Genomic DNA, 15,894 nt, shown 5'->3' with positions numbered 1-15,894 from the left:
CTAAAGACAATGCAGCTTTTTTCATGACTCTTTCCTCCTTTAACGTTTGTTATATGTTGCTCCCTCATCCATTTTTTATGCAAAAAAAAGAGCGAAATTATTCGCTCTTTTCAATCGATTCGTCCGGCAGCGCGTATGTGACATACGTTCCCGCTACAAAATCGTGGATTGACCGTCTGTCTTCTCTCATTCCGACCATGAATGCGCTCACGATCACGCCGATTCCAAACGTCACGCCATATATCAGGCCGCCCACAAGCACTCTCAAAATCATAGTGAGAAAGCCTACCTGAGTGCCGTCTTTTTTGACGATGCGGATACCGCAGATCTTTTTGCCGATAACATAACCGTTCCAGTATACAGGGAGCAAAATAGCATAAAGAGTCAAAATGATGCTGATCATTGTGCTCTCATTCGGATCTTTTCCTGTTGCCAGCATAAAAATAATCGCCAAAGGCACTGAAGTAATTAAATAGTCGAGTACCACGGCTCCCAATCTGATCCAAAATCCCGCCGGTCTGTAAATATTCATCGTGTTTCTCCTCGCTATGGCTTTAAAATCACTTTAATGTTGCCATCTTCTTTTTTGTCAAATATATCATATGCAGCAGGAGCTTCCGCAAGACTCATTTTGTGTGTAATGATATCCGTCGGATCAATTTCATTTTGTTCGATCATTTGATACAGCATCGGCATCAGATGAATAACGGGTGCCTGGCCCATTTTCAAAGAAACGTTGCGTGTGAAAAAATCACCGAGCGGAAAGCCGTCCGCTTCAGAAATGTATGCGCCCGTGAGCTGCACGGTTCCGAACTTCTTAACGGCTTCTGATGCTGTAAGAATCGGACTGATCGTTCCGAACTGATTCGGTTTTTGCTCTGCTTTTTCTTTTGAAAGCGGCGTGCCGTCCATTCCGACACAATCAATCACTACATCCGCGCCCCCTGACGTATGTTCATGCAGCAGTTTCCCGATCTCATCATGTTCTGAAAAATTGAAGGTCTCTGCTCCGTTTATGCGTCTCGCATGTTCAAGGCGGTGCGGGACTTGATCAACTGCGATAACCCGTTTAGCTCCTTTTTTCCACGCGAATTTTTGCGCCATTAAACCGATCGGACCTGATCCCAGAATAACGACTGTATCTCCTTTTTTCACTCCGCTGTGCTGGACGCTCCAAAAGGCGGTCGGCATGACATCTGACAGAAGCAGCACCTGCTCATCTTCAAGCTCACTGTCTGCCGGAACCAGAAAAGAAGAGAAATCAGCATAAGGAACACGTAAATATTCAGCCTGCCCGCCGGGATAATTACCGTTAAACTCCGAAAAACCGAATAAGCCGCCGGCATCTGTATGAGGATTTGGATTAGATTCATCACACTGGCTTTCCATCTGGTGCTTGCAATAATGACATTCTCCGCAGCCGATGTTAAAAGGAATCACGACCCGGTCGCCTTTTTTCAGCTTTTTGACTTGACTGCCCGTTTCTTCAACGATTCCCATCGGCTCATGCCCGACGGTATAACCCGGATCGGCGGGTATTCCGTTTTTATATAAATGAAGGTCTGAACCGCATATCCCGGTTGCGGTGATTCGAACGATGACATCTCTCTCATCTTGAATGGCGGGTGCCGGGACTTCTTTCACTTCCATATGTTCTTTTCCTTGGTATGTCAGTGCTTTCACACTTGGTCAGCTCCTTTTTCATCACTCCTTCCCTTTTCACCTGCTTCTAAACTTGGCCGGTATGTTATTCGGCCCGCTGAATATCCCATTGAAAAGGATCTTCAAGCTGCGACCAATCGGAATCGAACTCAGACGGCGTGAGCAGGCACTGATCCAATTCCTTTGTAATGGCTGCTTCATCTAAATCTGTTCCGATAAACACCAGGTTCGTATGACGGTCTCCGAATTGGTCGTCCCAATCTTCCAGAATCTCCGGTTCCTGCTGTTTGATCTGCTCCTGCTCAAGTTTCGGCATTGCCGCCACCCAATAAGAAACAGGCTCAATCGAAACCGCCGGACCCGCCTGAGACATCAGCAGCGCAAGGCTGTTGCGGGTTGCGCACCAAGCAATTCCTTTTGCGCGCACAATGCTGTCAGGCATTGATTGATGCAGCCAGCTGTCAAAACGAACGGTATGAAACGGCAAACGCCGCGAGTACACAAACGAAGTGATACCGTACTCTTCCGTTTCCGGAGTGTGCGCTTCATGACCTGCCGTCAGCTCCTTTATCCATCCTGCTGATGAACTCGCTTCCTCAAACTCAAATAAACCGGTATTCAATATGTATTCGGCGGGCACTTCTCCGCGGACGGACCGGATCAGTCTGGCACGGGGCTGTAATGCGCGAAGAACCGTTTCCAGCTGTTCAAGCTCTTTTTCGCCGACCATGTCGCATTTATTTAAAATGAGCACATCACAAAACTCGATTTGGTCAATTAATAAATCGGCAATCACCCGTTCATCCTCTTCTCCCGCCGCTTCCTTCCGGTCAAGAAGGCTGTCACCGGACTGGAAATCATGCCAGAAGCGGTTTGCATCCACCATGGTCACCATTGTGTCCAGCCTGCAGAATGTTGTCAGATCAATGCCCATTTCTTCATCTATATAAGAAAATGTCTGGGCAACGGGAATCGGTTCGCTGATCCCGGTTGATTCAATCACTATATAATCAAATCTGCCGTCTTTCGCGAGTTTCTCAACTTCGACTAATAAATCTTCACGCAGCGTGCAGCAGATACAGCCGTTGGATAATTCTACGAGTTTCTCATCCGTCCTTGACAAGCCGCCTCCCTGCTTCACCAAGCCCGCGTCTATATTTACTTCGCTCATGTCATTGACGATGACGGCAATTTTTAAACCGTTGCGGTTTTGTAAAATATGATTCAAAACGGTCGTCTTTCCGGCACCAAGATAGCCGCTCAATACTGTAACCGGAATTTTTTTCATAAAATAGCCTCCTGACAAAATAGAATGATTACGATTTATACCCCGCACCTGCCTTATTATCACCATGATGTACATTATTATAAATCGTAATCGTTACTATTTATTCTGATGTATTCTCCGTTTAAAATCAAGTGAAAAATAATCAATCATAAAAAAGACACGCTGTCATACGTGTCTTCCGCCCAAACTTAAACATCCGCAGGACTGTTTTCAGTGCCATAGCTTTTTCTCCAAAAATAGCCTGCGGCCAGAACAAGCACAAATGCGAGCAATGCGATACATGAAAAAGAGATAAAACCGATCGCATAAGTTCCCGTCATCTGCTTCAATGATCCTAAAATATTCGGAAGGAAAAAACCCCCTATGCCGCCGGCTGCTCCGACGATTCCCGTCACCATTCCGATTTCTTTTGCAAAGCGCTGAGGGACAAGCTGAAATACCGCTCCGTTGCCCATACCGAGCGCCATCATTCCGATAAACAGCAGAACGATCACCGTTGAAAGCGGAGGCAGGCTGCTCACTCCCGCCATACACAGAGCCGCGATGACAAACAGTACAGCCAGAACTTTCGCACCTCCCGCCCGGTCTGAAATCCAGCCTCCTGCAGGGCGAAAAAAACTGCCCGCTGCGACACATATTGTGACGAAATCACCGGCATGGATTTTTGACAATTGATATTGATCAACGAAAAAAATCGCCAAAAAACTTGATAATCCCACAAAACCTCCGAAAGTGACGCCGTACAGAAGACAGAAACACCATGTTTCCTTCTGCCTGAACACGTGAAGGTAGTTTTTAAGCGGCTGCGGTGCGGGCTGTGCAGGAGAGTCCTTCGCCATGACGATAAACAGTATAAAAACGATCATCAACGGAAGAAGCGCAATTCCCATTACACTGTGCCACCCAAACTGTTCCGCAAGGCGGGGACCGAACAATGTCGCAAACAAAGTGCCGCTGTTGCCGGCACCTGCTATCCCCATCGCAAGCCCCTGCAAGTGAGGCGGATACCACCGGCTCGCCATCGGAAGCGCAACAGCAAAACTTGCGCCCGCTACGCCCAGCAGAATGCCGATCGCATACAGCTCAGTCAAAGAACGGCCGCCGAATGCCCCCCAAAGCAGCGGGATCATCGTGATCAGCATCCCGATCACGGCTGTTTTCTTCGGCCCGATCCTGTCCGTTAACACACCTAAAATGATCCGAAACACAGATCCTGATAAGATCGGCAGAGCCACGACAAACCCTTTTTCAAAAGAAGATAACCCGAAATCCTGAGAAATATAAACGCCGAGCGCCCCCAGCATTACCCAAATCATAAAACTCACATCAAAATATAAGAAGGAACAGAGCAGAGTGAGCGGATGACCGCTTGTTTTTAATTCCGACAGCTTCATAACATTCTCCTTTCCGGTCTTCTATCATTTCAAATTGCTGAATCAAGAATATATGACCGGCATTCACCGGAAAAGACATGTGTAAGATAATGCGACACATTTAATGCGTTAATCAGGCAATGTGCCATAATTTCTCATAGAGAAGCAATCTTACAGGCAGCTGCAAAGGAGGTTTGGCGAATGAAGAAACAACGATTAATTGCAGCAGGGAACGGAATGGCCGGAATCCGCTGTATTGAACACATTTTAAAGATGAACCGTGACATGTTTGAGATTGTCATTTTCGGAAGCGAACCTCATCCCAATTACAATCGCATTCTCTTATCCTCCGTTTTACAAGGTGAGGTTTCGCTTGATGACATTACGCTGAATAGCCGCGAATGGTACGAAAAAAACGGAATTACGCTTTACACGGGAGAAACGGTTGTACACATTGATACAGAACGGCAGGTTGTCACAACGGATCGGAAGCGCAGCATGACTTACGATCAAATCATCCTTGCAACGGGCTCCTCTCCTTATATTCTCCCCATACCCGGAGCAGATAAAGAAGGTGTGTACGGCTTTCGGACAATAGAAGACTGCCAATCCCTTATCAATGCGGCCGGCCGGTATCAAAAGGCGGCGGTCATCGGCGCCGGTTTATTAGGTCTTGAAGCGGCCGTCGGCTTACGGCAGCTCGGCATGGACGTCAGCGTCATTCACCACTCTTCCGCCATTATGCAAAAACAGCTTGATCAAACGGCATCCCGCCTGCTGCAGAAAGAGCTGGAACGAAAAGGCTTAGTCTTTCTTTTAGAGAAAGGCACGGCATCCATTACAGGGAACTCACGGGCGGAAGGCATTCGTTTCAAAGACAGTTCTTCCATAGAAGCAGACCTGATTGTCATGGCCGCCGGTGTGAGGCCCAATATCCGATTGGCTCCATCTGCCGGACTTTCAGTGAACAGAGGAATCATCGTCAATCAATTCATGCAGACGAACAAACCGAATGTGTATGCCGTCGGTGAATGCGCGGAGCATGACGGGATTGTATACGGATTGGCGCCGCCGCTTTATGAACAGGGAAAAGTGCTCGCGCAGCATCTATGCGGCGTCCCGTGCGAAGGGTTTCAAGGCTTTGCACAATCTGCAGCCTTAAAAATAGCCGGTATTGATGTATGGTCGGCAGGAAAGGTGCACGAGGATGAGCACACAGCCGGCATATTGTTCCATGATGAGCATGCAGGCATCTACAAAAAAGCGCTCTTTGAGGACGATAAACCGGCCGGCTTTATTTTATTCGGGGACACGCGCGGTAAACAGCGGCTTCTCGACAGTCTTGTGAAGCAAAGAGATATTTCCATCGTGAAAAAACAGCTCATGGAACCGGATCAGGGCGGTATATCCTTTGAATCCATGCCTCCCCATGAAACCATTTGCCAATGCAGCTCAGTGACCAAGGGCTCCATTGAAGAAGCGGTGAACAAATATGGCTTAAAAACCGCGGAGGAAGTGAAGCACATGACAAAAGCGTCCGGATCTTGCGGAGGATGCAGGCCGCTCGTTGAAGACTTGCTGAAGTATATGGCGAGCGATGATTACACAAAACCCTCCCGCCAGCCTTCGTTTTGCGGCTGCACCGATTTGACGGAAGAAGAAGTCATCGCCGAAATTCGGCGCCGTCCGTTCACTGATGCCGCCGAGGTAATGAGAGAGAGCGGCTGGAAAACAGAAAACGGCTGCCGCATTTGTATTCCGGCGCTTCACTATTACTTGGAAAGGACGCGGCCTGATTTTATGCAGTTCAATGAAATATCGGCAGAAGAGACATGCACCCTGATTCCGCAAATGTACGGCGGACTGACAAGTGCGGCAGAGCTCAAAAACATCGCAAACGTCATCGAAGCATACGGCATCCCCGAGGTTTCGATGACTGACAGTCACCGGCTGAGGCTTTCCGGAATCAGGCCAAATGACCTTGCAAGCATCAGAAAAGCACTGAACATGCCGGTTTTCTCCCCCCGGCACCGCTGGACGATTCAAATCAAAGCATGTACGTGCGGACAGCATCGCTCCTTTCAAGAGCTGGCAAGCAGGATTGAACGAGATACCGACACACTTGCCGTACCCGCTTATGTATCCGTCAGCTTGTCATGTGAAAACAATTGCACCGATGCTTACATTCAGGATATCGGCGCGCTTCAGACACAAACTGGCTGGGAGATTTATATCGGGGGCGTCCGCGGAAAACAAGCCCGCGCCGGCAGCCTTTTTTGTGTGACGGATAACGAAGACAGTACCGCCGCTATGATGAAAGGCCTTATTCAATATTATCGCGAAACGGCTCACTACAACGAAGCGATTTATCAATGGGTTGACAGACTCGGCCTCGTCCATATCAGAGAAATACTGTTTGAAGAAGATATGCGGACACAGCTTCTGAAAAATCTCTGTTCAGACATATCCCTGCTGCAAAACCTGTCTGCCGGGAAAACGCCATACGAAAGGATGAAGCTTTTTGACTGAACCGATGCTCCGTTATTTCCGTGACAAACTGCAAGATGTCCAATCGGAAAAAACATATGAGACGCAATGCCCGTTCTGCAGCATGCAATGCAAAATGCAGCTTACGGAACAAACCTTCGCGGCACGGAAGAAATACACTGCAATCGGCATTGATAATCCGACGACACATGGCCGTTTATGTACAAAAGGCATGAATGCCCATCAGCATGCCGTGCACTCTTCCCGCATTACACGCCCCCTGCTTAAAAAAAACGGTGAATTTGTGCCTGTCTCTTGGGCTGAAGCGCTGAATCGCATAAAGGAACAAATCAATCTGATCCAAACCGAACACGGCAATGATGCGATGGCCGTCTACGGGAGCGCCTCAATTACAAATGAAGAAGCCTATCTGCTTGGAAAGTTCGCACGGGTCGGCTTACAGACGAAATACATCGATTACAACGGGCGGCTCTGTATGTCTGCCGCAGCAACGGCGGCCGGCCAGACATTCGGCGCGGACAGGGGCCTGACGAATCCATTATCGGACATCCCGCATACACGTGTCATCATCCTGGCAGGCACCAATATCGCCGAATGCCAGCCGACGATCATGCCGTATTTTGATAAAGCGAAAGAAAACGGGGCTTACATTATCGCCATTGATCCCCGGGAAACGGCGACGACCAAAATAGCCGATCTTCACCTGAAAAACAAGCCCGGCACAGACGCAGCCCTGGCAAACGGACTCGTCAAAATCTGCATTGACGAACAGCTTACAGACAAAGACTTTATCCGCACACGCACAAACGGATTCAATAAGCTCAAACAGCATACCGACGCTTTGGATCTGAACGAGATCTCCGAGCAGACAAGTGTTCCTTTGGAGCATATACGAAAGGCCGCCGTGAAGTTTGCCAAGGAAACATCCGGCATGCTGTTTACAGCGCGGGGGATCGAACAGCAGACTGACGGTACCGCGGCAGTGAAAGCTTTCTTAAATATGGTGCTGATCACGGGAAAAATCGGCAAGCCCTTCTCAGGTTACGGGGCGATTACCGGTCAAGGCAACGGACAAGGCGCGAGAGAACACGGCCAAAAAGCGGATCAGCTTCCGGGCTACCGTTCTATCGAAATTGAAGAACACCGGGCGTATATTGCGAAGGTGTGGGGGATTCATCAGGAAGAGCTGCCGCGAAAAGGGGTCTCAGCCTATGAAATGATAGAAAAAATAGATAGCGGCGACATCAAAGGACTGTTTCTCATGTGTTCCAATCCGGCTGTTTCCGGCCCAAATGCGAATTTCGTCAAGCAGGCAATCAAGAAACTGAGATTCTTTGTCGCAGTTGACTTATTTATTTCTGAGACCGCGGCATTCGCGGATGTGATTTTACCCGCCTCCTCTTATTTGGAAGACGAAGGCACGATGACAAATGTAGAAGGCCGCGTGACATTAAGAGAAGCGAGCCGCACCTGCCCCGGAGAAGCGAAACATGATTGGCAGATCATCTGTGACATTGCCTCGGCTCTTGGTAAAGGGCATTATTTTCCCTATACGTCGTCGGAGGAAATCTTTAACGAACTGAGAGAAGCGAGCCGCGGCGGAATTGCTGATTACTCTGGCATCACCTATGACAGGCTCAGGCGGGAAGGCGGCATTCAGTGGCCATGTCCTGAAGCGGATCATCCCGGAACCGGGCGATTGTTTGAGCACTCATTTGCCCATCCCGATCACAGAGCTGAATTAAGCGTGATTCCAAATGAACCGGCCGTCCCGAAAGAGAAACCGAGCGCCGGCTATCCGCTTTATTTAATCACAGGAAGGGTGATGTCTCATTACTTAACGGGTGTCCAAACGAGAAAAAGCTCTGCCCTGGCTGCAAGACATTTCGAATCCTTTGTGGAAATCCATCCAAAAACGGCGGCCGACTATCATATCGAAGACCGTGTTCTCGTGAAAATAGAATCCCCCCGGGGCAGCATCACGGTCCGGAGCAGATGGTCGGAGAAAGTACGAAAAGACACGTTGTTTGTTCCCATCCATTGGTCTGACACGCAAAACGTCAACGACTTAATTGGTGAAGCCTTGGATCCGGACTGTAAAATGCCCGGTTTTAAGATGTGTGCGGTACGAATCAGCCCTATATAATTTTTCATAAAATTTTTAGATTTTTTAGTATTTTTTGTTACATTTCATAACATGCACCTTAAATATTTGTTTTTGCTGTGCTACGCTAAAGAAAACATAGATAAGGAGCGGATCATCTGATGGGAAAAAAACAGCTAGTCCTTGTTGGAAATGGAATGGCCGGGGTAAGAGCGATTGAAGAAATACTGCGTGTTTCAAAAGACGAATTCGAGATTACAATATTCGGGGCCGAACCTCATCCCAACTATAACCGAATCCTTCTGTCAAAAGTGCTGCAAGGCGATACCGACATTCAAGACATTACGTTAAACGATTGGAACTGGTACAAAGAAAACAACATTCAGCTGTATACCGGTGAAACAGTCATCAAAGTCGACACGGAAAACAAAACCGTCATCACCGATGCAGACAGAATCCAGCCTTACGATGAACTCATCCTGGCGACAGGCTCTGTCCCTTTTATCCTTCCGATTCCGGGCGCAGACAAACAAGGCGTCACGGCATTCCGGGATATAAAAGATACAGACACGATGCTCGCCGCGTCAAAACAATATAAAAAAGCAGCCGTCATTGGCGGAGGACTGCTGGGTTTGGAAGCCGCACGCGGACTGCTGAATCTCGGAATGGACGTGTCTGTCATCCACCTCGCCCCATTCCTGATGGAGCGCCAGCTTGACGCAGCGGCGGGACGCCTGCTGCAAAACGAATTAGAAAAACAAGGCATGACCTTTTTCCTTGAAAAGCAAACCGAAGAAATTCTCGGTACTGACCGTGTCGAAGGGGTACGCTTCAAAGACGGCACAAGCATCGAAGCTGACCTGGTCGTCATGGCGGTCGGCATCCGCCCGAATACACAGCTTGGCACAGAAAGCCGCATTCCGGTAAACCGCGGAATCATTGTCAACGATTATATGCAGACTGACATTCCGCACATTTACGCGGTCGGTGAATGTGCCGAGCACCGCGGAATCGCATACGGTCTTGTGGCGCCGCTCTATGAACAGGCAAAAGTGCTGGCCAAACATATTTGCGGCATTGAAACAAAACCGTATGAAGGCTCCGTTCTCTCCACTCAATTAAAGGTATCAGGCGTCGAAGTCTTCTCTGCCGGTGACTTTAACGAATCAGAGGACAAAAAAGCGATTAAAGTGTTCGATGAGCAGGACGGCATTTATAAAAAAATCGTCCTGAGGGGCAATCAAATTGTCGGCGCTGTTTTGTTCGGCGACAGCAGCGAGGGCGGCCGCCTGTTTTCTATGATTCAAAAAGAAGCCGATATCTCCGAAACTTCCAAAATATCAATCTTACAGCCTCTTGATCAGGAAGCAGACGCAAGCATGACCGCGGCGATGAGCGACGATGAAATCATCTGCGGATGCAACGGCGTTTCAAAAGGCGCGATTATTCAAGCCATTCAGGAAAAAGGCTGCACATCTACGGACGAAATCAAAGCATGCACCGGGGCATCCCGTTCCTGCGGAGGCTGTAAACCGCTCGTGGAAGACATTCTTCAATATACACTGGGCTCAGAATTTGACGCGTCCGCGCAAAAAGAAGCGATTTGCGGCTGCACATCACTGTCGAGAGATGAAGTCGTAGAAGAAATCAAAGCCAAAGGGCTGTCCCATACAAGAGAAATCATGAACGTGCTCGGCTGGAAAACGCCGGAGGGCTGCTCCAAATGCCGTCCTGCCCTCAACTACTACTTAGGCATGATTAATCCGGCTACATACGAGGATGACAGAACATCCCGTTTTGTGAACGAACGGATGCACGCCAATATTCAAAAAGATGGAACATACTCAGTCGTGCCCCGGATGTACGGCGGCGTGACCAACTCTCAGGATCTCCGCAAGATCGCCGATGTCGTCGACAAATATGAGATCCCGCTCGTTAAAATGACAGGCGGCCAGCGAATTGATCTCATCGGCGTCAAAAAAGAAGACCTGCCGAAAGTATGGGCCGAGCTTGATATGCCGTCAGGCTACGCGTACGGAAAAACACTCCGCACGGTAAAAACGTGCGTAGGCGAACAATTCTGCCGCTTCGGCACGCAAGACTCCATGGCACTGGGCATTGCGCTTGAGAAAAAATTCGAAGGGCTCAATACGCCTCATAAGGTCAAAATGGCCGTGTCCGCCTGCCCGCGGAACTGTGCGGAATCAGGCATTAAGGACCTTGGCGTTGTCGGCATCGACGGAGGCTGGGAGCTTTATGTCGGCGGAAACGGCGGAACCCATTTGCGCGCCGGTGATTTGCTGATGAAAGTAAAAACGAATGAAGAAGTCTTAGAATATGCGGGGGCTTACCTTCAGTACTACAGAGAAACGGCAAACTATCTGGAGCGGACATCCGCATGGCTTGAGCGCGTCGGTTTATCTCATGTCCAATCCGTATTAAACGATCCGGAAAAACGGCAGGAGCTCAACGACAGAATGAATGAGACACTCTCTGTCCACAAAGATCCGTGGCAATACTTCCTTAAAGATAAAAAAGCATCTAAAGATCTATTCGAAAATGTCGTCACGACTTCATAAAACAGTAAGGGGGAACGGACATGGTGAATAAAGATATGACAAAGGTTTGCATAGGCAAAGTAAACGAATTACCCGAGGAGTTAGGAAAAACCGTATATATAGAAGATAAAGAGCTTGCCGTATTTAAGCTTTCTGACGGGAGCGTCCGCGCCGTCGAAAATCGCTGTCCCCATAAAGGGGGCGTCCTGGCTGAAGGCATCGTCAGCGGAGAATACGTCTTCTGCCCGATGCATGACTGGAAAATCTCCTTAGAAGACGGAAAAGTCCAAGAGCCGGATCATGGCTGTGTCAAAACATACGAAACACTGATTGAAGGAGAGAATGTATACCTCCTGTATTGAGCAAAGACCGGATCACTTTTTCAAGTGGTCCTTCATTTTTTAAACTGCTGAAGGGATGACGCCATCATGAAAAACGGAATCGTATATTTTGTCGGTGCCGGACCAGGAGACCCGGGGCTGATCACCGTAAAAGGAAAACAGGCTCTGGAGAAAGCGGATATTATTTTGTATGACCGGCTCGCAAACCCAAAGTTTCTTGAATATGCCTCACCGGACTGCCGGTTCATTTATTGCGGAAAGCTGCCCGACCGCCATTTTATGAAACAGTCTGAGATAAATGCCCTGCTGATTGAAAAAGCGGCGGAGGGCTGCACCGTAGTCCGCTTGAAAGGCGGAGACCCAAGTGTGTTCGGCAGAGTCGGCGAAGAAGCAGAGGCGCTTCATCAGCACGGCATCCGCTACGAAATGGTGCCCGGCATCACCTCGGGAATCGCAGCGCCGCTGTATGCGGGAGTCCCCGTCACTCATCGTGATTTCGCTTCGTCCTTCGCGATGATCACCGCTCATGATACATCATTGCACGGCAGGCCGAATCTCGACTGGGAAGGGCTTGCCCGAAGCGTTCAAACGCTTGTGTTTTACATGGGCGTTAAAAATCTGTCATTTATATGCCGTAAGCTTACGGAGTACGGAAAATCCCCTTCCGTTCCCGTACTCGTCATTCAATGGGGGACGTGGGGGCGGCAGCGGAGCGTTAAAGGAACGCTTCAGGATATCCATGAAAAAGTTCAAAGCCAAAACATCACCAACCCAGCCATTATCGTCATTGGTGATATTGTCAATTTTCAAACACACAGCTGGTTTGAAAGCAAGCCGTTCATCGGGCAGCATATCATGGTTGTCACTCATGGCGATGAAGAACATACATTGACAGACAAGCTGCGCGAATATGGCGCCGATGTTATTGAATGGCCGAAGCGGATCGTTAAAAAAATGCCCGCAAACGAAAATATCCTGAAACAGATCAGCACCTTTGAACAACTATTTTTCACATCACGCCTTGCGGTATGCGAATTCTTTGACACACTGGCTTTCAAGCAGATCGACATCCGCCGGGTGACCGCAAGCCTGAATGCAGCGACTGAGGCCGCAAAGACGGAACTGACAAAACGGGGCTTTGTCCTATCCGAATGTCAAATTGATTCTCCGCATTCACTCATTGTAGGAAGCCGTCAAGCAGCAGAAAACTTGTCAGACTCAAAATCATGCCCGTTTTATATCACCCATGAACATATCGCAGATGAGCGGTTCATTTCCATGATCGAACGCACGATCAGCGAGTCTCCTCTGCAAATGATTATCTGTACGGGCAAAGAATCCGCTCAGCATTTGATCAGCGCCGGAAAACAAATCGGCATATCACCGGATCCGTCAGCAAACCGCCCTCCCGTCATCTGCATGGGCGAAGACGTCCCCGCCGGCTGCGGGTTTACCGCCGTGAAAAATCAGGAACAGTTATTTGCGTTTATACGAAATGAAATGAAAGACATGCTCGTTCACAGCTGATACGCCGGAATGCTTTTCTGACCCCCCAGACTCAACATCGGGGGTCAGCCCTTTTTTATTGTGTCACCAATTTTTTATGGTGAGTCGAATACATCGCCATCTGATCCGCCTGCGGGTCCAAATAGGCTTTGGCGCTGTTAACGGCGGTCGGCCCCTCCGTGAAACCGCCTGCAATCAATCTGAGCTTGCTTTCATAATGGGCGGCGTCACCGGCGACAAACACGCCCGGAAGATTCGTCCGCATATGTCTGTCAGCTTTAATCCTGCCTTCTTCTATCTCAAGCCCCCAGTCCTTCATCGGACCGAGATCAATTTTAAACCCGTGGTTGATAATGAGCTCATCAAGCTTGATGACTTCAGAAAGTCCGGACTCAGTTTGGCAAATGGTGACGCTCTCGATCCGTTCTCCGGTGCCGTTGAGATGCTTCAGACGATATGGCGCAAGCACCCGCACGGAAGACCGCTTCATTTTCGCCACGCTGCTTTCCAAACCGCCGAACTCCTCCCTGCGGTGCAAGACGGTAACAGACGCCGCAATCGGTTCCAGCTCATTCGCCCAGTCAACCGCGGTATCTCCCCCTCCGGAAATCACGACATGCTTATCTCGAAACGCATCAAGCTTCTCCACCTTATAATGAAGGTTCTTTCCCGAATAACGGCTCGCATCCGCGCTGTCAAGTTCATTGACCTCAAGCGTCCCCATGCCGACGGCCAAAATCACCGTGCGCGTATAGTGCTTTTCCCCTTTGGAACTTTCCAGCACAATGGTTCCGTCTTCCAGCCGTTCAAATCCGGTCACCCGCTGATTCAACACGATATCCGGCTCAAATGTCGCAGCCTGTTCCTTCAGCTGCTTAATCAGCTGTTCTCCGGCAATCCCGGGTATTCCGCCGATATCACGGATGATTTTTTCAGGGAAAAACATAGACACTTTCCCTCCGAGCCGCGGCAAAAACTCGATCACTTTCGTTTTCAGCTCGCGCATCCCGCAATAAAAAGCCGCAAACAGGCCGATCGGGCCTCCGCCTATAATCGTGACGTCATACACCTCATGATTTTCCGCCATCGTTCTGCCTCCCGTTTATATCTATACTTCAAACATTTTTAATTGAGAATCAATATCAATGAAAGTATAACACATATTGAGGAGAAGTGTTTATTCATTTCTCTCTTGCGGAAAAGGAGTGATTCAGAAGTGAGGTTCTGAGATTGATAAGCGGGAAGGTATTAAAACTGAAACCAGTACGGCGACTGGTTTCTTTTTTATCTCTTTTTCATCAGCATGATATCGAGATACAGCTGGCACCTTGTCCTGAAGTCGTTTAAATTAATTGATGTCATGTCAAGAATCTGTTTGATACGGTAGTTCAATGTGTTTTGATGAATAAAAAGCTGTTCTGCGGCTGGTTTTGTTTTGCAGTTATTGAGGAGATAGATTTCTAACGTTTTCAGCAGTTCGGTACTGCTTTCTCTGTCTTTGGCTTTTAATAACGCTAAATCTTCGTTTACATATTCCAGTGAGGCGTTTTTTTCTTCGATGCTTTCAAGATAGCGGTAAATCCCGAGCTTACTGTATTCGTACGGGATATTTTCCTGGTTTCCGGTAATTTCGGCGGCCTTTATGACTTCAAGGGCCTCTATATAACTTTTGCCAAGCTTCAGGATGCTGCTGTATTCATTGCCGATTCCGATATAGATGGGAGTGGGGATCTTCTGAAAGTGAAAATGAGTCAGCAGTTTGTGGATAAATTCAGATGCTGCCGAAGTGCCGGAGCTTTTTTGCGAGAAGCTTGCGACGACGATGACAATATTGGAATCAATGGTTAAGACGTGACTGACTTTATCCCGCAAATTCAAGTACGATTTGATGTTTTCCTTCACATCTTCGACTGCCTCCCCATCCCCATTTGCGGCGTGCAGGACGACTACCGAAAAAACCGACGGCAGCACGGCGTTCATCTTTTCCGCTTCCCGCCTGAACTCCTTTTCAGAGGAGAATTGCTGAAAGATCGCCCGTTTCACCAGGTCTTCCGCTCTCTCTTCTTTTTCCTGTTTCAGCCGGTTCGTTTTATAGATGATTTTTCCGACATGGAATGAAGTTTCATATAAAAAATCGAGCTCCTCGTCCGTCAAGTTTCGGTCGAGCTCCTGAATCCAGATGTAGCCCATCACTTCGCCTTTATGTTTTGCGCTTACAACCACTCTCTGATTCAGTCCGATACTGTCTATTTTTTCGACACGGAACGGTTCAGGAACGGTTTTCAGCTTTTCGATCACCCCGTCCTTCAGAAACCTTTCAAAAATCTGCACGGGGCATTTTTTTGAAAATATCGTCTGCTGGTTGGCGGAGTCGAAGTGATTAATGTAATAAGAATTATAGGCAAGCAAAAAGAAATCCGCGCTTTCCAGAATAACGGGCTTCTGCAATTCATAACTGATGAAATCAATTAATTTATCAATGTCCGTAAATGAAAAAACTCTCTCTAAAAGCTCTTCCATACCTATTTCTCCTATGCTCTTTTTATCTTTATCA

The 15,894-nt window shown here is 48.4% G+C and carries 11 protein-coding genes; 5 read left to right on the top strand and 6 right to left on the bottom strand.

Annotated features, from left to right (window positions below):
* Positions 1 to 97: 97 nt before the first annotated feature.
* The 4 genes from V7728_RS11030 to V7728_RS11015 form a co-directional block, all read right to left on the bottom strand.
* The gene (locus V7728_RS11030; RefSeq protein ID WP_007409358.1) at positions 98 to 532 is read right to left on the bottom strand and encodes an RDD family protein; all 435 of its coding nucleotides are present in this window, start codon (positions 530 to 532) and stop codon (positions 98 to 100) included.
* A gap of 14 nt (positions 533 to 546) precedes the next feature.
* Positions 547 to 1,683, bottom strand: a complete 1,137-nt coding sequence (locus V7728_RS11025; protein WP_099566385.1) for a zinc-dependent alcohol dehydrogenase — start codon at positions 1,681 to 1,683, stop codon at positions 547 to 549.
* Positions 1,684 to 1,747: 64 nt separating this feature from the next.
* Positions 1,748 to 2,950, bottom strand: a complete 1,203-nt coding sequence (locus V7728_RS11020; RefSeq protein ID WP_099566384.1) for a GTP-binding protein — start codon at positions 2,948 to 2,950, stop codon at positions 1,748 to 1,750.
* A gap of 188 nt (positions 2,951 to 3,138) precedes the next feature.
* The gene (locus V7728_RS11015) at positions 3,139 to 4,344 is read right to left on the bottom strand and encodes an MFS transporter (protein ID WP_099566383.1); all 1,206 of its coding nucleotides are present in this window, start codon (positions 4,342 to 4,344) and stop codon (positions 3,139 to 3,141) included.
* Between the two features lie 180 nt (positions 4,345 to 4,524).
* Between V7728_RS11015 and nirB the strand changes: the two genes are divergently transcribed.
* The 5 genes from nirB (at position 4,525) to cobA (ending at position 13,361) form a co-directional block, all read left to right on the top strand.
* Positions 4,525 to 6,852 (top strand): nitrite reductase large subunit NirB, encoded by a 2,328-nt coding sequence (gene nirB, locus V7728_RS11010; RefSeq protein WP_082998951.1) that lies wholly within the window; start codon positions 4,525 to 4,527, stop codon positions 6,850 to 6,852.
* Positions 6,845 to 8,977: an assimilatory nitrate reductase catalytic subunit NasC gene (nasC, locus tag V7728_RS11005; protein WP_082998950.1), complete on the top strand. Its 2,133-nt coding sequence runs from the start codon at positions 6,845 to 6,847 to the stop codon at positions 8,975 to 8,977. Before nirB ends, nasC begins: the two co-directional genes overlap by 8 nt.
* Before the next feature lie 119 nt (positions 8,978 to 9,096).
* Positions 9,097 to 11,514 carry an NADPH-nitrite reductase gene (gene nasD / locus V7728_RS11000; protein WP_082998949.1) on the top strand — a complete coding sequence of 806 codons (2,418 nt, stop codon included), beginning with the start codon at positions 9,097 to 9,099 and terminating at the stop codon, positions 11,512 to 11,514.
* A 20-nt stretch (positions 11,515 to 11,534) separates the two neighbouring features.
* On the top strand, positions 11,535 to 11,855 hold the full coding sequence (gene nirD, locus V7728_RS10995) for a nitrite reductase small subunit NirD (RefSeq protein WP_007409365.1): 321 nt from the start codon (positions 11,535 to 11,537) through the stop codon (positions 11,853 to 11,855).
* Between the two features lie 66 nt (positions 11,856 to 11,921).
* A complete protein-coding gene (gene cobA / locus V7728_RS10990) occupies positions 11,922 to 13,361 on the top strand; it encodes a uroporphyrinogen-III C-methyltransferase (protein WP_082998948.1) in 1,440 nt (479 codons plus the stop codon).
* 55 nt (positions 13,362 to 13,416) lie between these two features.
* Here the strand turns inward: cobA and V7728_RS10985 are convergent, their stop codons facing one another.
* Together V7728_RS10985 and V7728_RS10980 are read right to left on the bottom strand one after the other, a co-directional pair.
* On the bottom strand, positions 13,417 to 14,427 hold the full coding sequence (locus V7728_RS10985; protein ID WP_082998947.1) for an NAD(P)/FAD-dependent oxidoreductase: 1,011 nt from the start codon (positions 14,425 to 14,427) through the stop codon (positions 13,417 to 13,419).
* 197 nt (positions 14,428 to 14,624) lie between these two features.
* Positions 14,625 to 15,860 (bottom strand): PucR family transcriptional regulator, encoded by a 1,236-nt coding sequence (locus tag V7728_RS10980; protein WP_015416772.1) that lies wholly within the window; start codon positions 15,858 to 15,860, stop codon positions 14,625 to 14,627.
* Positions 15,861 to 15,894 lie beyond the last annotated feature (34 nt).

Source organism: Bacillus sp. JHAA (assembly GCF_036961585.1).
GTDB lineage: Bacteria > Bacillota > Bacilli > Bacillales > Bacillaceae > Bacillus > Bacillus velezensis.
This window is presented reverse-complemented; position numbering and strand designations above follow the sequence as displayed.